Raw genomic sequence first — 20,430 nt, forward strand, 5'->3', positions numbered from 1 at the left:
CCGGTGACAGGCTGACCGCAGCTTCGCACGGCCGGGGTGAGGCCAGGGTGAACGCGCACCGGCCAACACACCGTACGAGATCGGCCAACACTCGGTGGGTCAGGCGGGTTTGACCTCGCCGCCCAGGACGGAGTCGAGGTCGTACTTGGCGGGCTGGTCGAGCTGGTCGTAGCGGCAGGAGTCCGGTTCGCGGTCCGGGCGCCAGCGCAGGAACAGGCCGTTGTGGCGCAGCCGGGCCGGGAAACCGCCCTCGGTCTGGGTGTAGGCGATCTCCACCACCCGCTCCGGGCGCAGCGGCAGCCAGCTCTGCTCGTTGCTGCGCCAGCGGTTGATCGCGCCGGGCAGCCGCTGGCCGTCGGTCTCGCCGGTCAGCCAGGGGTGGTTGTCCTCGGCGCCTTCACGCAGTTCGGCCAGCTCCTCGACCAGGGCCTTGCGCTTGGCCGCCGGGAAGGAGCCGATCACGCCGACGTGGTGCAGCACGCCCTTGTCGTCGTAGAGCCCGAGCAGCAGCGAGCCGACCGCGGTGCCCGGCTCGGTCTTGACGTGCCAGCGCAGCCCGGCCAGCACGCAGTCCGCGGTGCGCGCGTGCTTGATCTTCAACAGGGTGCGCTTGCCCGGCGCATACGGCCCGTCCGCCGGTTTGGCGATCAGCCCGTCCAGGCCCGCGCCCTCGAACAGGGTGAACCACTCGCGGGCGGTGGCGATCTCGGCCGTGGCCGGGGTCAGGTGCACCCGATCGCCGCTGACCTGCTCGAACAGCTTCTCCAGCCGGGCCCGCCGCTCGGTGAACGGCAGCTCCAGCAGCGTCTCGTCACCGTGCGCGAGCAGGTCGAAGGCGATGAACCGGGCCGGGTGCTGCGCGGCCAGCAGGGTGATCCGGCTGGCCGCCGGGTGGATCCGCTCGGTCAGCGCGTCGAAGTCCAGCTCGCCGTCCACCTCGACCACCAGCTCACCGTCGATGACCACCCGGTCCGGCAGCCCGGCGCGCAGGAACTCCACCGCCTCCGGGAAGTACCTGGCCAGGTCCTTGCCGGAGCGGGACTGCAGGAACACCGAGTCGCCGTCACGGAAGACCACGCAGCGGAACCCGTCCCACTTCGGCTCGAACAGCAGGCCGTCGCGGTCGGGCACCTCGTCCACCGGGCTGGCCAGCATCGGCTGGACGGGCGGGGTCAGCGGCAGCGTCATGCGGGCCATCATGCCTGGTCGCGGCCGGTTCCGCAGCCGTTCACCGGACCCGTTGACGGCGGGCGCTGTCCAGCTCCAGCCGCACCGCGGTCGGCAGCGTCTCCACCCCGAGACAGGCCCGCGCCCGGCTCAGCACGGTCTCGTCCAGCTGCTGCCACACCGCGCGCACATCGGTGCCCTCGGCCAGCCACAGCGACAGCCGCAGCGCGGGCCGCTCCACGCTGCCCACCAGCCGCGCGTGCGCCCGGCTGACCCCGTCCACCCCGGCCGCGTCCGCCCGCACCGCCTCGGCGAACGCGCTGGAAGTGATCATCACCCGGCTCCGGCCGAACCCGTCCAGCCGCAGGTCGGGCCGGGTCTCCGGGCGCAGTGAGCGCACCACCCAGCGCAGGCCCAGCACCAGCACCAGCAGCCCGAGCGCGATACCGACGCCGAGCACCCAGGGCCGGTGCGCGAGCAGCCAGTCCCTGATCATCGGATCCAGCACCGGCCGGGCCGCCCGCCCCGCGCCCAGCCACCCGGAGCCGAGCACCAGCGCGCCGGCGCCGAGCAGCATCGCCAGCACACCGGCCCCACCGGTCAGGACACGTTCGGCGCGGGCGGAACGGGCCACCGCGGCCGTGGATCGGGTGCTCATCGGCGCTCCTTCGGCGAAGCCACCACCACGGACACCTTGGGCGTGCGCGGCAGCGGCAGATCGGTCACCACGGTCCTGGTCACCTCGAGCACCCTGGGCCGCAGCTCGTTCTTGGCCAGCAACCGGCTGGCCGCGCGCACCCGGACCTTGGCCACCGAGGCGGTCACGCTGGCCGAGCTGACCCCGTCCTCGGCGCGGACCCTGGTGCCCACCAGCCGGGCCAGCGAACGCGGCGAGGTGGTCACGGTGACCTCCGGCGCCGGCGCGGCCAGCCGGACATCGCGCCGCCGCGCGCCGGTGGCCACCCACAGCAGCACCAGCCCGAGCAGCAGCAGCCCACCGGCCACCAGCCTGGTCACCGTCGCGGTCCAGTCCACCGAACCCAGCGCCGCGGCCCAGTCCCGCCAGGGCACCAGCACGTGCTCGCCGGGTTTCCAGGCGGCCCAGGCGAACTCCACCGCGAGCAGCGCGCCCGCGGCCGCCAGCGCCAGTCCCAGCAGGGTCGACAGCAGTCGCACGATCAGCCGCATCACGTCACTCCACCCTCGGCCGGGTCTCCGGCAGCAGCGCGGAGACGGTCACGTCCACCACCCGCACCCGGTACCCGGTGATCCGTTCGACCTCGTCGCTGACCGCCACCCGGACCGCGTCCACAGTGGACCGGACCGGGGCCGGGTAGCGCAGCGCCAGGTCCAGCCGCACGTCGATGTCCTTGCCGGAGAGGGTGAGCCGGGCGCTGGCGCCCTGCTCGCCGATCCCGACCCCGGCCAGCTTCCGGGGCACGCGCAGGGTGCCGGGCACCCCGTCCGCGCTGTGCTCGACCACCTTGCGCAGCACGCCGGGGTCGATGCTCAGCCCGCCGCGGTCCGCCGGATCGGGCTGGCTCACCGGTCCTTCCCACGTCCGAGCAGCTCGCCGAGGTCCAGCTCGCCGTCGAGCACCTTGCCCACGACCAGGCCGATGGCGCCGACGAGCACGGTGATCAGGAAAGCGGTGAACCCGCCGAGGGCGCCTGCCGCGCCGAGGACGAGCCCGGCCAGCAGGCCGGTCTGGGTGCTGTTCACGTCGAACCCACTCCTTAGTTCACCCGGGGCGGGCGCCTGCGTTTCGCCCGCCACCGGCCGATCCGGGTGGCGATCCCGCGGATTCCCCGTGGTGTCGCCACAATCTCCACCGGCGCGTCGAACCGGTCGTCCACTTCGGACTCAGCTTCGGCCTGCCGCCGCCGGTAGGCCGCCACCGCGGCGGCGAAGGCCGCCGGGTCGCCGCCGACATCGGGGTGGTGCCGCCGGACGTACTCGCGGAAGGCCGCCCGGTCCGCCGGGGGCTCGCCGCCCGTGTCCACCATCGGCTACTCGCCGGGCTCCACCACGTCGACCACGGTGATGTCCACCGGCACCGCGCCGGTCACCTGCCGCACCCGCTGGCGCAGCTCGGTGACCACCTCCGGCAGCGGTTCGCCGAAGCGCAGCACCACGCCGACCTCCACCGGTTCGCCGTCCCCGGTGCTGCGCACCCCGATCACCTTGCGGCCGGGCAGGTACGAGAGCACCTGCCCGTACGCGCCGCCGTGCAGCGACACCACGCTCGGGTGGGTCAGCACGACCTGGGCGATCCGGTCCGCCAGTTCGGCCGTCATCATTCGACCCTGGTGTTGGTCTCGCTGTCCTCGTCGTCCTCACTGGGCAGCTTGATGTCGTTGACCGCGATGTTGACCTCGATCACCTCGAGGCCGGTCATCCGCTCGACAGCGGTGATCACGTTGCGGCGCACGGCCTTGGCCAGGTCCACAATGGACGCGCCGTACTCGACCACGATGTCCAGGTCGATCGCGGCCTGCTTCTCACCCACTTCGACCTGCACGCCGGAGGTGGCGGAGGTGCCGCCGCCGGGGATGCGCTCGCGAAGCGCGCCGAAGGCCCTGGAGACCCCGCCGCCCATCGCGTGCACCCCGGAGATCTCCCGGGCGGAGATGCCGGCGATCTTCTGCACCACCGAGGCGGAGATGGTGGTCTTGCCCTGCGAGGTGTCATCGGCCAACCGGGCCGGGGTGTTGCCGCCGCGGGCGACGGGCACGGACTCGGTGGTGGTGGACTGCGCCATGGGGACTCCTTCGCATCGATCTCGACGTCAGGTGTTCGTCCTTCACCTGACATCGGTTCGGATGCCCCGTGGCTCCACCGCATCGCGGTTTGTCACTCGAACTGGGGAAGTCCGATACCCGGTCGGGGCGGCAGCACGTCACCCACCTCCACGATGACCTCCGGCGCGGCCTCCGCCAGCGATCCGGCCAGCCGGGCGCGCAGGTCCTGCCGCAGCCGCTGGGCGACGAGGTCCGCGGCCACGCCGTAGCGCACCGACACCGACACGGTGATCGCGGCGCCGTCGCCGGTGAGCCCGCGCAGGTGCACCCCCGGCAGCTCGTGCACGGCGTCCACCGCGAACTGGCGGGCCAGCGTGAGCACCGCCCGCGCGGACACGGTCAGCCTGCCCTCGCCCTGGTCCAGCTCGGCGTCCGCGGCGGAGAACACCCCGCGCAGCCCGCGCACCCCGGCCAGCATCCGCGCGGCCAGTCCGTCCGGGATCGGCACCGGGGCCTTGGCCGCGGCGCGCACCGCGCCCCAGCGGCCGTCCAGCGCGCCCAGCTCGGTCTGGCAGTGCGGGCAGTCGCGGGCGTGCCCGGCCAGCTCGGCGTCGGCAGGCTCCAGCTCGCCGTCGACGACCAGCGCCAGGAGGTCACCGCGCAGACGGCCGCACGGCAGGGCCGCGTTCGCTCCGGTCATCGCAGTTCCTCCAACTTGGCGAGCAGAGCCACCCTGGCGCGGTAGAGCCGGGAGCGCAACGTCGGCACCGGCACATCCAGTACCTCGGCGACCTCCTCGTAGCTGAGTTCCTCCAGCTCACGCAGCACCAGCGGCACCCGCTGGCTGGGTTCCAGGGTGGCGATCGCGCGCAGCACCAGGCCGGCCTGCTCGCTGCGCAGCGCGGCCCGTTCCGGGTCGGCGGCGACATCGGTCATGGCGGGCTCGAGGGTGTCCTCCAGCGGCACGGTCGGCCGCCGTTTGCGCAGGTGGGCCAGTGCGGTGTTGGTGACCACCCGGAACAGCCAGGTGGTCGGCGCGGCCTCGCCGCGGAAGCGGCCCAGCCCGCGCCAGGCCGACACCCAGGCCTCCTGCACCACGTCCTCGGCCTCGGCCGCATCGCCCACGATGCGCACCGCGATCCGGTACATCCGGCTGGTGTGCCGCCGCACCAGGTCGTCGAAGGCCGAGTCGTCCCCGCGCGCCGCCGCGGCGAGCAGGTCGGTGTCGGCCCTGGTCACGGTTGGTCCCGCAGGTAGCGCAGGAACAGCGCGCCGTCCTCGTGCAGCACCGAGTCCAGGCGCAGCGGCCGGGGCGCGTCCGGGTGCGCGCCGTGCGCGATCCGGGTGGCGTCGCCGGAGGTCAGCAGCGGGGAGACGGTCAGGCACACCTCGTCCACCAGGTCGGCGGCGATCAGCGAGCCGAACAGGGTGGGCCCGCCCTCGCAGTCGATCCGGCGCATGCCACGCCGGTCCAGCTCGCCGAGCACCACGGCCAGGTCCACGCTCGCCTCGCCGGTGAGCACCACCTCCGCGCCCGCCGCGGTCAGCGCCGCCCGGCGCTCGGCGGGGGCGTTCGAACAGGTGAACACGATCGGGGGCACCCTGGTGTCGGTCAGCAGCGCGGACTCCGGGTCCAGCGCGCAGGTGGTGGTGACCAGCGCGATCGGCGGCGCCGCGGACAGCCCGTGCCTGGCCCGGCGGGCCCGCCGCTCGGCACCAGGCTTGGCACCCGCGTAGCCCTCGATCACCGCGGTGCGCAGCCCGACCAGGATCACGTCGGCCAGGTCTCTGGACAGCAGGAAGATCTCCTTGTCCAGCTCGGTGGACAGCCCTCGCGAGCGCCCTTCCACGGTCACCGCACCGTCCACACTGGACACGAAGTTGACCCGCAGCCAGGGCCGGGTCAGCCCGTCCGGGTAGGCGTAGCGCGCTTCGAGCCCGCTCTCGTCGGCGGGCGTGCTGACGGCGGGGGAGTTCGAGGGCCAGAGCCAGTCCACGCCTCTATCTGAGCACGGGAACCCCTCGGTCCGCTCGCCGGGCGGCGCGGGCGGCCAGGTCACGATGTGAGAAGGACCACCGGTGAGTGGTCCGGAGGGCGTGTTTTCCTCGTATTCAGGGTGAGAGGTTTCGACGCCGAAGTCGGGGACGGTGCCCGTGGAAGACCTCAGTCGGAAGAAGCGGACGGACTCCTTGTTGCCCGCGGCCGCGGTGCTGCTGGCCTGCTGCGCGGCCGGGGCGGTGGGCCTGGCGCCCGCGTTCGGCCTGCTCGTGGCGGTGGCGGTGGCCCTCGGCGGCCTGCTGGTCGGCGGGGTCGCGCTGGCCATGCTGGACTGGATGGCGGTGCGCAGGCCGGTGCCGACCGGGGTGGCCGCGGCCCTGATGGGCCTGCTGGTGGCTGCGCTGGCCGGGCAGCTGCTGCTGTGGGCGGGCCTGCATTAGCGGACCCGGCGCCGGATACGCTGCCGGAATGTCGAGCGCGCGCCTGGTGGATCGTCGCCCGGAGATCGACCCGGCGGACCTGGTGGCCGGGATGGTCCCGCCGCCCCGGTTCGACGCGGTGCGCTTCGAGACCTACCTGCCCAATCCGGAGGAGCCCAGCCAGGCCGCCGCGGTCGAGGCCGGGCAGGCCTTCTGCGCCAAGGTGATCACCGGGCCGCCGCGCAGGTCCTGGATCGGCGGCCTGTTCGGCGCCAAGCCGGCCGCGGTGGCCAAGCCGGGGCTGTACCTGGACGGCGGGTTCGGCGTGGGCAAGACGCACCTGCTCGCCTCGGTCTGGCACGCGGTGCCCGGCCCCAAGGCCTACGGCACCTTCGTCGAGCTGACCCACCTGGTCGGCGCGCTGGGCTTCGCCGAGGCGGTGCGCAGGCTGTCCGAGCACCGGCTGCTGGCGATCGACGAGTTCGAGCTGGACGACCCCGGCGACACCACCATGGTCACCCGGCTGCTGCACGAGGTGACCGCGGCCGGGGTCTTCGTCGCGGCGACCTCCAACACGCTGCCGGACAAGCTCGGCGAGGGCCGCTTCGACGCGGAGCTGTTCCTGCGCGAGATCCAGGCGATGTCGGCGAAGTTCACCGTGGTCCGGGTGGACGGCCCGGACTACCGGCACCGCGGCCTGCCGCCCGCGCCGGACCCGGTGACCGGCGCCGAGCTGGACGCGCTGGCCGCGGACCGGCCGGGGTCCACTGTGGACGATTTCGCCGAGCTGTGCGCGCACCTGGCCACCCTGCACCCGTCGAAGTACGGGCGGCTGCTGGACGGGGTGCCCGCGGTGCACCTGCGCGAGCTGCACCCGGTGCCGAACCAGGACGTGGCGCTGCGGGTGGTGGTGCTGGCCGACCGGATGTACGACCGGGCCATCCCGGTGGTGGTCTCCGGGCAGCCGCTCTCCGAGCTGTTCACCGAGGAGATGCTGCGCGGCGGCTACCGGAAGAAGTACCTGCGCGCGGTCTCCCGCCTGGTCGCCCTTTCGCGCGACGCCGCGGCCGCCGGGCGGTAAAGCGTTCGCCAGCCGCCCCGGCGCTCGGGCACCATCGGCGGCGTGGGTTATCTCGAGGCAGGCGGCCTGTCCTATGTCCTGCCGGACGGGCGCGAGTTGTTCGCCGAGGTGTCGGTGAAGGCCAGTGCCGGTCAGGTGGTCGCGCTGGTGGGCGCCAACGGCGCCGGCAAGACCACGCTGCTGCGCATCCTCTCCGGCGAGCTGAAGCCGGTGGAGGGCAGCGTGTCGGTGCAGGGCGGGCTGGCGGTGATGCCGCAGTTCGTCGGCTCGGTGCGCGATGACCGCACGGTCCGCGACCTGCTGCTGGCGGTCGCGCCGGAGCCGATCAGGGCGGCCGCGGCCGAGCTGGACGAGGTCGAGCTGACGCTGATGGACACCGACGACGAGCCCACCCAGATGCGGTACGCGGCCGCGCTGGTCGCCTGGGGCGAGGTCGGCGGCTACGAGGCCGAGGTGTTGTGGGACACCGTGACCGTGGCCGCGCTGGGCGTGCCGTTCGACCGGGCGCGCTTCCGCGGCGTGAAGACCCTCTCCGGCGGTGAGCAGAAACGCCTGGTGCTGGAGGTGCTGCTGCGCGGCCGGGAACAGGTGCTGCTGCTGGACGAGCCGGACAACTACCTGGACGTGCCCGGCAAGCGCTGGCTGGAACAACGTCTGTCCACTTCGGACAAAGCCATCGTGCTGGTGAGCCACGACCGGGAGTTGCTGGCCCAGGCGGCCACGCACGTGGTCACCGTGGAGGGTCATTCGGCCTGGACGCACAGCGGCAGCTTCCGCACCTGGCACGCCGTGCGGGAGGCGCGCTGGGACAAGATCGCCGAGCTGCACCGGCGCTGGGAGGAGAAGCGCCAGCAGCTCAAGGAGCTGGTCCGGATGTTGCAGCAGAAGGCCGAGTACAACGACGGCATGGCCTCGCAGTACCAGGCCGCGCAGACCAGGCTGCGCAAGTACGAGGAGGCCGGTCCGCCGCCGGAGCTGCCCACCGAGGAGAAGCTCACGCCCCGGCTGCGCGGCGGCCGCACCGGGCTGCGCGCGATCACCTGCGCGGGCCTGGAGCTGACCGGGCTGATGAAGCCGTTCGACACCGAGATCTTCTTCGGCGACCGGGTGGCGGTGCTGGGCTCCAACGGCTCCGGCAAGAGCCATTTCCTGCGCCTGCTCAACGAAGACCCCACGGTTGTCCACAGTGGACTGTGCAAGCTGGGCGCCAGGGTGGTGCCAGGGTTGTTCGCCCAGACCCACGACCACCCGGAGTGGCTGGGCAAGACCCTGGTCGAGCTGCTGTGGACCGGCGAGGACGGCCGCACCGGGATGGACCGCGGCCGGGCCATGTCCGCGCTGCGCCGCTACGGCCTGCACACCAGCGGCGACCAGAGGTTCGAGACCCTCTCCGGCGGCCAGCAGGCCCGGTTCCAGATCCTGTTGCTGGAGCTGTCCGGGGCCACCCTGCTGCTGCTGGACGAGCCCACCGACAACCTGGACCTCACCTCGGCCGAAGCCCTGCAGGAAGCGCTGGAGCAGTTCTACGGCACGGTGGTCACGGTCACCCACGACCGCTGGTTCGCGGCCAGCTTCGACCGCTTCCTGATCTTCCGCGCCGACGGCACGGTCAGCGAGGCGAACACGCCGGTCTGGGACGAGGCCCGAGTCCAGCGCGCCCGCTAACAGCCAACACACCGTCCCACAACGGCCAACACTCGGTCCCACAACGGCCAACACACGGTACGACAACGGCCAACACTCGGCAGGTTGAGAGGCTGGCGGAGTGTTGGCCGTTGTCGTACGGTGTGTTGGCCGTTAGTCGCGGTCTTCGAGCTCGGCGGTGAGTTCGCCGCGCTTGACCGCGGCGGCCAGGTCGGCGTGGTCGGCCTCGGTGGCGTCGGCGTAGCGGACCGCGTAGCGGGCAACCGCCTCGTCCAGCTCGTCGTCCTCGCCGCAGTAGCCGGCGAGCAGCCTGGGGTCGGCCGAGCGGCAGTGCGCCCTGGCCAGCAGGGCGCCGGCCAGCCTGCCGTAGTCGTCGAGGTGGTCCTTGCGCAGCGCGGTCGGGTCGATGTCGCCCTTCATGTTGCGGAACTGGCGCACGATGTAGTGCCGCCCGTCCACCGTGGTCCAGCCGAGCAGGATGTCCGTCTCGGCCTGCACCAGCCGGGCGCCCTCGACCACCCGCTTGCCCTCGTGCTCATAGGCCGGGATGTCCAGGTACTTCGTCAGGCAGGACGGGTTGGCCTGCTTGACCTGGAGCACCAGTGCGTCGTCCTCGTTGCCGTGCAACAGGACCAGGTAGTTGCGCAGGCCCACGCTGCCGGTGCCGACCACCCGGAAGGCCACGTCGGCCACGCGGTAGCGGCGGATCAGGTTGCGGCGGGACTCGCGCAGGGTGCCGACGTAGGAGTCCAGGCTGGCCGCGACCGCCTCGGCGGTGGGCGCGCTGACGTGCCTGAGCACGGGCAGCTCCTCCACGAATCGCCAGTGGTCCCGCTCGACCTGCCTGGTCCACTTGGCCGCGACCTTGCGGCTGGTGTTCTTGCGCGCCTTCTTCGATGCCTTCTCGAAGTCGTCGAGCAGCTCGTCCGCCTTGACCTTGCTGATGGTGGAGGCGTCGGCCAGCGCGTTCCAGGACTCCAGGAACGGCAGCTCGGCCAGCCGGGCCATGGTCTTGCGGTAGGCGCGCACCGCGTCCTCGGCGGCCTTGGCGCAGCCGTCCTCGGAGACCCCGCCCTCGCGGCCGGCCAGCACCAGGCTGGTCGCCAGCCGCTTGAGGTCCCACTCCCACGGGCCGGGCACGGTCTCGTCGAAGTCGTTGATGTCCATCACGATCCGGCCCTCGTTGGTGCCGAAGAGCCCGAAGTTGGCCGCGTGCGCGTCCCCGCAGATCTGCGCGCTGATCCCGCTGGCGGGCGTGGCGGCCAGGTCGGCGGCCATCAGCTCGGCCGCACCCCGGAAGAACGCGAACGGCGAGGCCAGCATCCGCCCGACCCGCAGCGGCACCAGCTCCGGCAGCCGGGGCGAGTTGCTGGCGTGCACGAACTCCACCGCCCCCGGCCGGTCCGCGCCCAGCGCGGCGTGGTCGTGCAGCCTCGGCCGCACCTCCTCCCGCAGCGCGCGACCCCTGGCAAAGACCTCGCTGGGCTTGACCCAGTCGCGCGACACCGCGCTCTCTCCCCTATCCACCCCGCCATCATCCCCCTAACGTGTGATGGATGCCGCCACGGACCGCCCTCCGCCAGCGCCGCGCCCAGCTGGAGCGGGACTGGGAGTGCTGGGTGGCGCACCGGTCGCCGGGCGCGGCGGCCGCGGTCGACCCCGAGGTCACCCAGTCCTGGGCGCGGGCGCTGCCCGAGGTGAGCCCGGCCCGCGACAGCGCGCCGAGCTGCGCGGATGCCCGCTGGCAGGACTCGCCGCTGCGCGAGCCGGTGCTGGCCTCCACGGCCGAGCTGCGCAGCATCGCCGAGGACGCGGGCTACGTGGCCGCGGTCGCCGACGCGGGCGGCACCATCCTGTGGACCTTCGGCGGTCGGGTGATGCGCCGCCGCGCCGAACGCGTGAACTTCGCCGCCGGCGGGCGTTGGTCGGAGACCGCGATGGGCACCAACGCGCTGTCGCTGGCCCTGGACCACAACCGGCCCGCCACCTGCTTCTCGGCCGAACACCTGGTGCAGGCCCTGCACGGCTGGGTCTGTTACTCCGCGCCGGTGCACGCGCCCAACGGCAAGGTGCTCGGCGTGCTGGACCTGTCCACCACCTGGGACCGCTCGCACCCGCTGGCCATGCCCACGGTCCGCACCCTGGTCAGCGCGCTGGAGGCACGCCTGGCCGAGTCGCCGCTGGACCTGGCCCCGGCGGGCTGGTCGCTGCGCTGCCTCGGCCGCGGCGAGCTGCTCGACGGCGGCGCCCCGGTCCCGCTGCGCCCGCGCCAGCTGGAGATCCTCACCCTGCTGACCCTGCACCCCGACGGCCTGACCCCGGAACAGCTCCAGGACGCCCTCTACGCCGACCGCCCGGTGCACCGCACCACACTCAAAGCCGAGGTCAGCCACCTGCGCCGGGCCCTGCGCGGCGGTGTCACCACCCGCAGCTACCACCTGTGCGCCCCGGTCGCCTCGGACGCCCGCGCGGTGCTGGACGCGCTGGCCGCGCGCGAGGTGACCACCGCGCTGCGGCACTACCGCGGCTCGCTGCTGCCGGACTCCGAGGCCCCCGGCATCCGGGAGTGGCGGGAGATCATCGAGGTCGCGCTGCGCGAGGCGGTGCTCCGCTCACCGCAGACCGACCACCTGCTGGCCTACCTGTCCCGCCACCCGTACGACCTCGAGGCCCACCAACTCGCCCTGCGCAGGCTGGACCCGGCCGACGTCCGGCGCGGGGTGGTGCTGGCCCAGCTGCACAAGCTGCGCTCGGCCTGACCCCACCCCGCGAGCGGATCGGCTCAGACGCAGGCGCCCAGCGCGCTCAGCGAGTCGTTCGGCGAGAGCTGGCGCGCGTCCAGGAAGTAGGACGGGTGGTCGTGCCTGCCCCACACCCGGCCGTTGCTGGGGTCGAAGTGCTCGTACCAGCAGAGGTCCCGGCCGGTCTTGTTGGACAGCGAGGACGCCCGGTCGTTCATGTGCCCGAACGGCCCGTTGAGGTAGACGATGCCGCCGCCCGCCGGGCCGTTGTACATCGGCTTGCCCGCGAAGGCGGCGCCGTCCCAGATGCAGAGGTGGCCGTTCGGACAGTCGGCCAGCGCGGCGGAGGCGGGGGCCGCCCCGGCCAGGCCGATGGTGGCGGCGGTGGCGAACGCGGCGAGCGCGGCGCCGGCGAGTCGTGCCTTGGACATGGTGCCCCTCCAATTGTTACAGGCTGTATCGATTGGGGATTGTGCCTGCGGGAGGGGGCAAGCGCACCTACTTCAGCCAGGCCTGAAACCCCCACGCCAACCTCGCGCCAACCTTGGGCGGCCATGGTGGGCCGCACGCACTCCGGCGCCGGAAGGGGAGTCCCATGGCGTATGCCCAGCCGGGAACCGAGGGCAGCATCGTCGAGTTCGCCGTCCGCTACGACAACTTCATCGGCGGCAAGTGGGTCGCGCCGGTGGCCGGCCGCTACTTCGACAACCCCAGTCCGGTCACCGGGCACGCCTTCTGCGAGGTGGCGCGGTCCGGGGCGGCCGATGTGGAGCTGGCGCTGGATGCCGCGCACGCGGCCGCGGACGGCTGGGGACGGACCTCGGTGACCGAGCGTTCCCGGCTGCTCAACCGGATCGCGGACCGGATCGAGGAGCACCTTGAGCCGCTCGCGGTCGCCGAGACCTGGGAGAACGGCAAGCCGGTCCGGGAGTGCCTGGCCGCGGACCTGCCCCTTGCGGTGGACCACTTCCGGTACTTCGCCGGGGTGATCCGCGGGCAGGAGGGCAGCATCGGGGTGCTGGACGCGGACACCGTGGCCTACCACTTCCAGGAGCCGCTGGGCGTGGTCGCGCAGATCATCCCGTGGAACTTCCCGATCCTGATGGCCGCCTGGAAGCTCGCGCCCGCGCTGGCCGCCGGGAACTGCGTGGTGATCAAACCGGCCGAGCAGACGCCCGCGAGCCTGCTGCTGCTGATCGAGCTGATCGCGGACCTGCTGCCGCCGGGTGTGGTCAACGTGGTCAACGGTTTTGGTGTGGAGGCGGGGAAACCGCTGGCGCAGAGTCCTCGGGTGGCCAAGGTGGCCTTCACCGGGGAGACCACCACCGGGCGGCTGATCATGCAGTACGCCAGCGAGAACATCGTGCCGGTGACGCTGGAGCTGGGTGGCAAGAGCCCCAACGTCTTCCGCGCCGACGTCACCGCGGCCGACGACGACTTCCTGGACAAGGCGGTCGAGGGCTTCGTGATGTTCGCGCTCAACCAGGGCGAGGTGTGCACCTGCCCGTCCAGGGCGCTGATCCACTCCCGCATCTACGAGGAGTTCATGGCCCGCTGCCTGGCCCGCACCGAGGCCATCGTGGGCGGCGACCCGCTCGACCCGGCGACCATGATCGGCGCGCAGGTCAGCAACGAGCAGTACGAGAAGATCCTGTCCTACCTGGAGATCGGCCGGCAGGAGGGCGCTGAGCTGCTCACCGGCGGCGGCACCCGCAGTGTCGAGGGCTACCCCGGCGGTTACTACGTCGAGCCGACGATCTTCCGCGGCACCAACGACATGCGCGTGTTCCAGGAGGAGATCTTCGGGCCGGTGGTCTCGGTGGCCACCTTCGACACCGACGAACAAGCGCTGCGGCTGGCCAACGACACCCAGTACGGGCTCGGCGCGGGTGTGTGGACCAGGGACGGCGCGCAGGCCTACCGGTTCGGCCGGGAGATCAAGGCCGGGCGGGTGTGGACCAACTGCTACCACGCCTATCCGGCGCACGCGGCCTTCGGCGGGTACAAGAAGTCCGGCATCGGGCGGGAGAACCACCTGCGGATGCTGGAGCACTACCAGCAGACCAAGAACCTGCTGGTCAGCTACTCGCCGAAGAAGCTCGGGTTCTTCTGAGACCCCGGCCTGGCCCAGCTCACGGCGCGAGTTGGGCCAGGCCGGGCCACCCCACCCGAGTGTTGGCCGAACTCGTACCCCGCGTTGGCCGAACTGGACGGTGTGTTGGCCCAAGTTGGTGTCCCACTTCGGCCAACACACCGTACGAGTTCGGCCAACACTCGGGGTGTCAGCGGGAGAGGACCTCGGTGAGGGCGTCGATGCCCAGGTCGAGCTCCTCCTTGGTGATCACCAGGGGCGGGGCCATCCGGAGGGTGTTGTCGTGGGTCTCCTTGCAGAGCACGCCCCTGGCCGCCAGGGCCTTGGACGCCTCGCGGCCGGTGGGGCCACCGGGGGCGATCTCCACGCCCGCCCACAGGCCGCGGCCGCTGACCTTGGCCACGCCGTGGCCGATCAGCGCGTTGAGGCGGCCGTGCAGGTGCGCGCCCAGCTCGGCTGAGCGCTGCTGGAACTCGCCGGTGGACAGCAGGCCGACCACCGCGCGGCCCACCGCGCAGGCCAGCGGGTTGCCGCCGAAGGTGGAGCCGTGCTGGCCGGGCTGGAGCACGCCGAGCACCGCGCGGCTGCCGACCACCGCGGACACCGGCAGGATGCCGCCGCCGAGGGCCTTGCCCAGGGTGTACAGGTCCGCGCGCACGCCCTCGTGGTCCAGGGCCAGCAGGCGGCCGGTGCGGGCCAGGCCGGACTGGATCTCATCGGCGATCATCAGCACGTTGCGCTCGTCGCACAGCCGCCGGACCTCGGCCAGGTAGCCCGGTCCCGGCACGACCACGCCGGCCTCGCCCTGGATCGGCTCGACCAGGACCGCGGCGGTGTGCTCGGTGATCGCCGCCGCCAGCGCGGCCGCGTCGCCGTAGGGCACCACCACGAAGCCGGGGGTGTACGGGCCGAAGTCGGCGCGGGCGTCCTCGTCGGTGGAGAAGGAGATGATGGTGGTGGTGCGGCCGTGGAAGTTGGACCCGGCCACCACGATCTGCGCCTGGCCCTGCGGCACGCCCTTGACCCGGTAGGCCCACTTGCGGGCGACCTTGATCGCCGACTCCACCGCCTCCGCGCCGGAGTTCATGGTCAGCACCATCTCGGTGCCGGTCAGCTCGGCCAGCTCACGGCAGAACAGGCCGAACTGGTCGTGGTGGAACGCGCGGCTGGTCAGGGTGAGCCGGTTGAGCTGCTCGGTGGCCGCGGCCACCAGCGCGGGGTGCCGGTGGCCGAAGTTCAGCGCCGAGTACCCGGCGAGGAAGTCCAGGTAGCGGTGGCCGGACACGTCGGTCACCCAGGCGCCCTCCGCCTCGGCGATCACCACCGGGAGCGGGTGGTAGTTGTGCGTGCTCCACTCCTCGTCCAGCGCGATGAAATCGCCGGGGGAGCAGGGCTCGCCGGTCGTGGTGGGGTGCTCGGCAATGGCGGTCATGGCGTAAAGGCTAAGCCCCCGATTGCGGAGATTTCATCCGCCGAGTGTTGCGCACTACAGTGGTTTGTTGCGCAATCGTCAGATTGGACGGCGATCTGTTGCAACGGTGTTAAAACCGTGAATCGATCGGGTGAGTTGCGTCAGCTGCAATCTTCGTTGCGCCCTCTTCCCAAACCGCAGTGGTCCAGTCCAGTGTGGGCGCGATGAGCAGGACGACGACAGGAGCGGTGACATGGCGGATATCGGGCGTCGCACTTTCCTCGGAGCGGTCGGCGCGGCCGTCGTCGGCGGTGGCCTGATGAGCACCGGGGCCGCCTCGGCGGCGGAGTCCGGCGGCGAGGTCTGCGCCCCGGCCGGGCGGGTCTACCTCGGCACCTACACCGACGCCGCCAGTGGTGGCAAGGGAATCGGCCTGGCCAAGGCGGACGCGGCGGGCAAGCTGACCGTCGAGTCCACCGTGCCCAACGCGAGCCCCTCCTACATCGCGGTCGGTTCCGGCGGCAGCACGGTGTACGCGGTGAACGAGCTGGACAAGGGCACGGTCAGCGCGTTCTCCGTGACGGGCAACGGATCCCTGCGTTCACTCGGCGCCCGCTCCAGTGGTGGCGCGCACCCCTGCCACCTCGTCGTGCACCCCAGCGGCCGGTACCTGCTGACCGCCAACTACACCTCCGGCACCGTCGGCGTGCTGCCGGTCCGCGCCGATGGCGCGCTGGGCAACCCGACCCACATCGTGCAGCACCCCGGCAAGCCGCACGCGCACCAGGTGGTGGTCAGCCCGGACGGAAAGCACGTGCTGGCAACGGATCTGGGCACCTCCTCGGTCTACACCTACACCCTGGACCTCAACGCGGGCCGGCTCACCCTGCGCTCCACGCTGGCCCTGGCCAAGGGCGCGGGCTCGCGCAACCTGGTGTTCCACCCGGACGGCCGCACCGTCTACATCCTCAACGAGCTGGACTCCACACTCGTTGTGGCGGCTTATGATCCGGCCTCCGGCAAGCTCACCGCGGGCCAGCGGATCTCCACCCTGCCGCCGGGCACCGGCGTGCAGAACTACCCCGGCGGGATCACCATCTCCCCGGACGGCCGGTTCGTCTACGGCGCCAACCGGGGGCACAACAGCATCGCGGTCTTCGCCACCAGCGAGGGCGGCCGCAAGGTCACCCTGGCCGGCACGCCGGGCAGCGGCGGGGACTGGCCGCGGCACCTGGAGGTCACCAGGGACGGTCGCACGCTCTACAGCTCCAACCAGCGCGGCAACGTGATCGGAATCTTCGGTGTCGACCCGGTGAACGGCCTGCCCAAGCAGACCGGTGAGCTGCGCACACCCGCTCCGGTGTGCGCGGTTGTAGCGTAGAACGCCTGCTGGAACTACCCGCTCAAGGCGGTACCGGCCATGTTACCCACGAGTTAATTTGTGTTCTACCTCACTGACCCTGCACGGAGGTATGGACCATGAACCCGAACCGGTTACTGGCCTGTGTCGCGGCCCTGTTCGTCGCCGGTGCGGTCACCGCCGCACCGGCGATGGCCGCGCCGAGGAAGGCCGCCGCGCCCGTGGACTACGTGGCGCTCGGCGACTCCTACCACTCGGGGGTGGGCACCCGGCAGTACGACTCCGGCAGCGGCGACTGCCGCCGCAGCCAGCTGGCCTACCCCGCGCTCTGGGCCAAGTCCCACCAGGCCAGCTCGTTCACCTTCGCCGCCTGTTCCGGGGCGCGCACCGCGGACGTGCTGAACAACCAGCTGGGCGCGCTGAACGCCAACACCGACCTGGTCACGGTCGGCATCGGCGGCAACGACGCGGGTTTCGCCGACATCCTCACCCGCTGCCAGCTCGGCAGTGACGGCGACTGCCGCGGCGCGGTGGACGGTGCGATCGCCTTCGCCCAGCGGGACCTGCCGGCCCGCCTGGACTCGGTGTACCGGGCCATCAAAGCCAAGGCGCCCAACGCGAAGCTGGTGGTGGTGGGCTACCCGAGGCTGTTCGACGGCGGCCCGTCCTGCTCCTTCGGCGGGATGAGCCAGACCAAGCGGGTCAAGCTGAACTCGGCCGCGGACATCCTCTCCGACGTGGTCGCCGGACGCGCCTCGGCCAACGGCGGCACCTACGTGGACGTGCGCGCCTCGTTCACCACGCACGGGATCTGCTCGTCCAACGAGTGGGTCAACGGGCTGAGCTGGCCGATCGTGGAGTCCTACCACCCCAACAGCAAGGGCAACGCCGAGGGCTACCTGCCCGCCCTCAACCGGGTCACCGGCTGAGGCGGCAAGCGCAGGTCCCGCCACAGCCGTAGGGCGCGGCGCAGGTGCTCCTCGGCCAGTGCCTCCCGGCGCTCGCCGCGGAGCACCTCGCCGAGCAGCTGGGTGGCCCCGGCCTCGCCGTGCCGGTCGCCCAGCCGCTGGTAGAGGCGGACCGCGCGTTCCAGGGAGCTGCGCCCGCAGGCGCGACGGCCGTCCGCGGAGTGCAGCTCTCCCAAGGCGCGCAACACATACGCCTCGCCGTGCGCGTCCCGGAGCCGCTCGAAGACCGACAGCGCTTCGTCCAAACAGGACAGTCCACGGTCCGGCCTGCCCTGCCGGTGGTGCAGCAGGCCGAGCTGGTGCAGCACGTGCGCGGCGCGGTGCTCGTCCCCGGCCAGCCTGGCCAGCCGGAGCGCGTCGGTGAAGGCCAGCAGCGCCTCGTCCAGCCGGTGCTGGGCCATCCTGGCCGAGCCGATCGCACTGCGCGCGTAGGCCTCCGCGCACGCGTCACCCTTGGCGCGGAAGGCGATCAGCGCGGTGCGGTGGTGCTCCAGCGCCTCGGCCGGGCGCTCGAGCACCCTGGCCAGCGCGCCCAGCCCGCACCGGGCCAGCGCGCGGCCGTAGTCGTCGGCGAAGAGCTGGTGCGCGGCGGTGAAACGTTCCCTGGCCCGCTGGTACTCGTCCCGGTACAGGTGCAGCTGGCCGAGCCCGCGCAGCAGCGCCGCCCGCTGTTCCCCTTGGGAGACCGGCAAAGCGGCCTGGTGCGTCCGTTCCCAGTCCTCGTGGTGGCTGCCCAGGTCGAAGTAGGGCACCAGGGCCAGCGCCAGCCCGGCGGCGGTGTCGTGCTCGCCGTGCCGGGCGGCCAGCTCGACCGCCTCGACCAGCGCGGGGCGCTCGGCGTCCAGCCAGGCCAGCGCGCGGGTCAGCGGTTCGGTGGCGAGATGATCTCGTTGGCCTGGCGTGAAGATGTTGACCGGCAGGGCAGCGGCGGCGGCGCGGGCGCGGTGCAGCCAGCCGTCCAGCACCTGCCCCACCCAGGCCGGATCCGTTGGCGCGTCGGCGATCGCGGCGCAGCGCGGCAGTTCCGGCAGCCGGTAGCGCGGGCCGCTCGCGGTGGCCACCGCGGCCAGCCCGGCGTCCACCAGCTCCTCCACCGCGGCCGGATCGCCCAGGGTCTCCGCGCGCACCGGGGACGGTCCGAGCAGGCCCCAGCGCAGGAAGGTGGTCGCGGCGGCCAGGCTCAGCCCGCGCCTGGACTCCGCGATGCCCGCGCCCGCGTCCAGGTCGCCGCAGCGCAGCTCGGCCAGCCGCCGCGCCGGGTCGGCCAGGCGCTCGGCCAGGGTGGCCAGCCGCCAGGCGGGCCGGGCGGCCAGCCGGGCGCCCGCGATCCGCACCGCCAGCGGCAGTCCGCCGCAGGCGCGCAGGATGGCCGCGGCGGCCTCGGGTTCGGCCGCGATCCGGGCCGAGCCGACGATCCTGGCCAGCAGCCGGTCGCCCTCGGCCGGGGTGAGCGCCTCCACCGGGACCTCGTGCACCCCGGGCAGTTCGGTCAGTCCCCGGCGGCTGGTGACCAGCACCGCGCAGCCGCTGGTGGCCGGCAGCAGCGGCCGGACCTGGGCCGCGCCCGCGGCGTCGTCCAGCCACACCAGCACCCGCCGCTCGGCCAGCGCGGAGCGGTAGCGGGCGGCCCGCTCGGCCAGGCCGTCGGGCAGGTCGGTGACGCCGAGGGAGCGCAGCAGCTCGGCGAGCAGGCGGCCGGTGGGTGCGGGCCGGTGCGAGCCGCCGAGGTCCAGGTACAGCTGGCCGTCCGGGAACCGGGCCCGCACCGCGTGCGCGGCCTGGGCCGCCAGCGCGGACTTGCCCGCGCCCGCCGGTCCGGTGAGCACCGCGATCCGGGCCGCGCCCAGCTCGGGGGACACCGGTTGCAGCAGCGCGGTCAGCTGGTCCAATGCCGGGCCACGGCCGGTGAAGTCGCCGTCGGCGGGCGGCAGCTGGCTGACCGCGGACCGGGTCGCCGGGGCCACCACCGGCTCGGTGGCGGGCAGCTCGCCGGAGAGCAGCGCGGCGTGGATGCGCCTGGACTCCTGGCCGGGCTCCGCGCCCAGCTCCTCCAGCAGGCCGCGGCGCAGGTCGGCGAACGTTTGCAGGGCCTCGGCGTCCCGGCCGGTCCCGGCCAGCGCGAGCATCAGCTGCTGGCTCAGGCCCTCCCGGAACGGGTGCCGGGCCAGCAGCTCGCGCAGCTCGGCGATGGCGGGCTCGTAGCGGCCCAGCGCCACCAGGGCGGCCAGCCGCTCCTCGGTGGCCTGCAGGACGCGTTCCTCCACCCGGCGCAGCTGTGCGGTCCAGCCAGGGGCCGGTGGCAGGTCCTCCAGCGGCGCGCCCCGGACCAGCCCGTCGGCCCGGCGCAGCAGCTCCACGGTCAGTTCCAGCCGTCCGTCGGCCCGGCTCTGCCTGGCCCTGGCGGTCAGCTCCTCGAAGACCAGCAGGTCCAGCTCGTCCGGCCGGACCACGATGGCGTAGCCGCGCGGCTGGGCCAGGATCCGCTCCTCGCCACCGGCGCGCAGGCTGCTGCGCAGGGTGCTGACGTAGGTGCGCAGGTTCGGCACCGCCGAGCGCGGCGGCGACTGCGGCCACAGCACGTCCACCAGCGTCTCCGCCGGTACCAGGCGGTTCGGGTTGAGCAGCAGGGTGGCCAGCAGCTGGCGCGGCTTGAGGCCGCCGATGGGCAGCGCGAGCCGCTGCGCCCTGACCTCCAGCGGTCCGAGCACCCGGAAGTCCAGTTCGTCCTGGGTCATCTCACCCCCGCCGGGCTCGCGGTTGTATGCGGTTTGAAGCCGTTCTGTACGCGCCGCCCGCACGCTGTCGAC

General features: G+C 72.8%; 22 protein-coding genes. 7 read left to right on the forward strand and 15 right to left on the reverse strand.

The window, feature by feature from the left end:
- Positions 1-99: 99 nt before the first annotated feature.
- The 11 genes from N8J89_RS11060 to N8J89_RS11110 form a co-directional block, all read right to left on the reverse strand.
- Complete coding sequence (locus N8J89_RS11060; RefSeq protein WP_283664238.1) at positions 100-1,188, reverse strand: ATP-dependent DNA ligase; 1,089 nt, start codon at positions 1,186-1,188, stop codon at positions 100-102.
- Positions 1,189-1,228: 40 nt separating this feature from the next.
- Positions 1,229-1,825, reverse strand: a complete 597-nt coding sequence (locus N8J89_RS11065) for an alkaline shock response membrane anchor protein AmaP (protein ID WP_283664239.1) — start codon at positions 1,823-1,825, stop codon at positions 1,229-1,231.
- The gene (locus tag N8J89_RS11070; protein WP_283664240.1) at positions 1,822-2,355 is read right to left on the reverse strand and encodes a DUF6286 domain-containing protein; all 534 of its coding nucleotides are present in this window, start codon (positions 2,353-2,355) and stop codon (positions 1,822-1,824) included. Before N8J89_RS11070 ends, N8J89_RS11065 begins: the two co-directional genes overlap by 4 nt.
- Positions 2,356-2,359: 4 nt before the next feature.
- Positions 2,360-2,713, reverse strand: a complete 354-nt coding sequence (locus tag N8J89_RS11075; protein ID WP_283664241.1) for an Asp23/Gls24 family envelope stress response protein — start codon at positions 2,711-2,713, stop codon at positions 2,360-2,362.
- Complete coding sequence (locus tag N8J89_RS11080) at positions 2,710-2,889, reverse strand: hypothetical protein (protein ID WP_283664242.1); 180 nt, start codon at positions 2,887-2,889, stop codon at positions 2,710-2,712. Before N8J89_RS11080 ends, N8J89_RS11075 begins: the two co-directional genes overlap by 4 nt.
- 14 nt (positions 2,890-2,903) lie before the next feature.
- On the reverse strand, positions 2,904-3,173 hold the full coding sequence (locus N8J89_RS11085; RefSeq protein WP_283664243.1) for a hypothetical protein: 270 nt from the start codon (positions 3,171-3,173) through the stop codon (positions 2,904-2,906).
- A gap of 3 nt (positions 3,174-3,176) precedes the next feature.
- Entirely contained in the window at positions 3,177-3,464 is a 288-nt protein-coding gene (locus N8J89_RS11090; RefSeq protein WP_252479003.1) for a hypothetical protein, read from the reverse strand.
- On the reverse strand, positions 3,464-3,928 hold the full coding sequence (locus N8J89_RS11095) for an Asp23/Gls24 family envelope stress response protein (RefSeq protein ID WP_283664244.1): 465 nt from the start codon (positions 3,926-3,928) through the stop codon (positions 3,464-3,466). Before N8J89_RS11095 ends, N8J89_RS11090 begins: the two co-directional genes overlap by 1 nt.
- 92 nt (positions 3,929-4,020) lie before the next feature.
- On the reverse strand, positions 4,021-4,608 hold the full coding sequence (locus N8J89_RS11100) for an anti-sigma factor family protein (RefSeq protein ID WP_283664245.1): 588 nt from the start codon (positions 4,606-4,608) through the stop codon (positions 4,021-4,023).
- Positions 4,605-5,147 carry an RNA polymerase sigma factor gene (locus N8J89_RS11105; RefSeq protein WP_283664246.1) on the reverse strand — a complete coding sequence of 181 codons (543 nt, stop codon included), beginning with the start codon at positions 5,145-5,147 and terminating at the stop codon, positions 4,605-4,607. The genes N8J89_RS11100 and N8J89_RS11105 overlap by 4 nt, the downstream gene beginning before the upstream one ends.
- The gene (locus N8J89_RS11110; RefSeq protein ID WP_283664247.1) at positions 5,144-5,905 is read right to left on the reverse strand and encodes a pyrimidine reductase family protein; all 762 of its coding nucleotides are present in this window, start codon (positions 5,903-5,905) and stop codon (positions 5,144-5,146) included. The genes N8J89_RS11105 and N8J89_RS11110 overlap by 4 nt, the downstream gene beginning before the upstream one ends.
- 157 nt (positions 5,906-6,062) lie before the next feature.
- Between N8J89_RS11110 and N8J89_RS11115 the strand changes: the two genes are divergently transcribed.
- Genes N8J89_RS11115 through N8J89_RS11125 form a run of 3 tightly spaced genes read left to right on the forward strand, consistent with a single transcriptional unit; the run spans position 6,063 to position 9,072 of the window.
- The gene (locus tag N8J89_RS11115) at positions 6,063-6,347 is read left to right on the forward strand and encodes a hypothetical protein (protein WP_283664248.1); all 285 of its coding nucleotides are present in this window, start codon (positions 6,063-6,065) and stop codon (positions 6,345-6,347) included.
- Positions 6,348-6,375: 28 nt separating this feature from the next.
- Positions 6,376-7,407 carry a cell division protein ZapE gene (zapE, locus tag N8J89_RS11120; RefSeq protein ID WP_283664249.1) on the forward strand — a complete coding sequence of 344 codons (1,032 nt, stop codon included), beginning with the start codon at positions 6,376-6,378 and terminating at the stop codon, positions 7,405-7,407.
- Positions 7,408-7,449: 42 nt separating this feature from the next.
- Complete coding sequence (locus N8J89_RS11125; protein ID WP_283664250.1) at positions 7,450-9,072, forward strand: ABC-F family ATP-binding cassette domain-containing protein; 1,623 nt, start codon at positions 7,450-7,452, stop codon at positions 9,070-9,072.
- A gap of 132 nt (positions 9,073-9,204) precedes the next feature.
- Here the strand turns inward: N8J89_RS11125 and N8J89_RS11130 are convergent, their stop codons facing one another.
- On the reverse strand, positions 9,205-10,557 hold the full coding sequence (locus tag N8J89_RS11130) for a DUF2252 domain-containing protein (RefSeq protein ID WP_283664251.1): 1,353 nt from the start codon (positions 10,555-10,557) through the stop codon (positions 9,205-9,207).
- 50 nt (positions 10,558-10,607) lie between these two features.
- Between N8J89_RS11130 and N8J89_RS11135 the strand changes: the two genes are divergently transcribed.
- Positions 10,608-11,810 (forward strand): transcriptional regulator, encoded by a 1,203-nt coding sequence (locus N8J89_RS11135; RefSeq protein WP_283664252.1) that lies wholly within the window; start codon positions 10,608-10,610, stop codon positions 11,808-11,810.
- 23 nt (positions 11,811-11,833) lie between these two features.
- Here the strand turns inward: N8J89_RS11135 and N8J89_RS11140 are convergent, their stop codons facing one another.
- A complete protein-coding gene (locus tag N8J89_RS11140) occupies positions 11,834-12,223 on the reverse strand; it encodes a peptidase inhibitor family I36 protein (RefSeq protein WP_283664253.1) in 390 nt (129 codons plus the stop codon).
- A gap of 164 nt (positions 12,224-12,387) precedes the next feature.
- Here N8J89_RS11140 and exaC point away from each other — a divergent pair, with 164 nt between their 5' ends.
- Entirely contained in the window at positions 12,388-13,905 is a 1,518-nt protein-coding gene (exaC, locus tag N8J89_RS11145; RefSeq protein ID WP_283664254.1) for an acetaldehyde dehydrogenase ExaC, read from the forward strand.
- 169 nt (positions 13,906-14,074) lie between these two features.
- Here the strand turns inward: exaC and rocD are convergent, their stop codons facing one another.
- The gene (rocD, locus tag N8J89_RS11150) at positions 14,075-15,316 is read right to left on the reverse strand and encodes an ornithine--oxo-acid transaminase (protein WP_283664255.1); all 1,242 of its coding nucleotides are present in this window, start codon (positions 15,314-15,316) and stop codon (positions 14,075-14,077) included.
- A gap of 232 nt (positions 15,317-15,548) precedes the next feature.
- Between rocD and N8J89_RS11155 the strand changes: the two genes are divergently transcribed.
- Positions 15,549-16,676 carry a lactonase family protein gene (locus tag N8J89_RS11155; RefSeq protein WP_283664256.1) on the forward strand — a complete coding sequence of 376 codons (1,128 nt, stop codon included), beginning with the start codon at positions 15,549-15,551 and terminating at the stop codon, positions 16,674-16,676.
- A gap of 98 nt (positions 16,677-16,774) precedes the next feature.
- Positions 16,775-17,584, forward strand: a complete 810-nt coding sequence (locus tag N8J89_RS11160; protein WP_283664257.1) for an SGNH/GDSL hydrolase family protein — start codon at positions 16,775-16,777, stop codon at positions 17,582-17,584.
- Here N8J89_RS11160 and N8J89_RS11165 read toward each other — a convergent pair.
- Positions 17,551-20,358: an AfsR/SARP family transcriptional regulator gene (locus N8J89_RS11165; protein ID WP_283664258.1), complete on the reverse strand. Its 2,808-nt coding sequence runs from the start codon at positions 20,356-20,358 to the stop codon at positions 17,551-17,553. The genes N8J89_RS11160 and N8J89_RS11165 overlap by 34 nt on opposite strands.
- Positions 20,359-20,430: the final 72 nt, after the last annotated feature.

Origin of the sequence: Crossiella sp. CA-258035 (assembly GCF_030064675.1) — a bacterium.
Classification (GTDB): Bacteria; Actinomycetota; Actinomycetes; order Mycobacteriales; family Pseudonocardiaceae; genus Crossiella.

Bases quoted from the DNA above. Each gene is read 5' to 3' on its own strand.
- N8J89_RS11060 (WP_283664238.1), bottom strand. From the start codon at position 1,188: ATGACGCTGCCGCTGACCCCGCCCGTCCAGCCGATGCTGGCCAGCCCG.
- N8J89_RS11065 (WP_283664239.1), bottom strand. From the start codon at position 1,825: ATGAGCACCCGATCCACGGCCGCGGTGGCCCGTTCCGCCCGCGCCGAA.
- N8J89_RS11070 (WP_283664240.1), bottom strand. From the start codon at position 2,355: ATGCGGCTGATCGTGCGACTGCTGTCGACCCTGCTGGGACTGGCGCTG.
- N8J89_RS11085 (WP_283664243.1), bottom strand. From the start codon at position 3,173: ATGGTGGACACGGGCGGCGAGCCCCCGGCGGACCGGGCGGCCTTCCGC.
- N8J89_RS11090 (WP_252479003.1), bottom strand. From the start codon at position 3,464: ATGACGGCCGAACTGGCGGACCGGATCGCCCAGGTCGTGCTGACCCAC.
- N8J89_RS11095 (WP_283664244.1), bottom strand. From the start codon at position 3,928: ATGGCGCAGTCCACCACCACCGAGTCCGTGCCCGTCGCCCGCGGCGGC.
- N8J89_RS11100 (WP_283664245.1), bottom strand. From the start codon at position 4,608: ATGACCGGAGCGAACGCGGCCCTGCCGTGCGGCCGTCTGCGCGGTGAC.
- zapE (WP_283664249.1), top strand. From the start codon at position 6,376: ATGTCGAGCGCGCGCCTGGTGGATCGTCGCCCGGAGATCGACCCGGCG.
- N8J89_RS11135 (WP_283664252.1), top strand. From the start codon at position 10,608: ATGCCGCCACGGACCGCCCTCCGCCAGCGCCGCGCCCAGCTGGAGCGG.
- N8J89_RS11140 (WP_283664253.1), bottom strand. From the start codon at position 12,223: ATGTCCAAGGCACGACTCGCCGGCGCCGCGCTCGCCGCGTTCGCCACC.
- exaC (WP_283664254.1), top strand. From the start codon at position 12,388: ATGGCGTATGCCCAGCCGGGAACCGAGGGCAGCATCGTCGAGTTCGCC.
- rocD (WP_283664255.1), bottom strand. From the start codon at position 15,316: ATGACCGCCATTGCCGAGCACCCCACCACGACCGGCGAGCCCTGCTCC.
- N8J89_RS11155 (WP_283664256.1), top strand. From the start codon at position 15,549: ATGGCGGATATCGGGCGTCGCACTTTCCTCGGAGCGGTCGGCGCGGCC.
- N8J89_RS11160 (WP_283664257.1), top strand. From the start codon at position 16,775: ATGAACCCGAACCGGTTACTGGCCTGTGTCGCGGCCCTGTTCGTCGCC.
- N8J89_RS11165 (WP_283664258.1), bottom strand. From the start codon at position 20,358: ATGACCCAGGACGAACTGGACTTCCGGGTGCTCGGACCGCTGGAGGTC.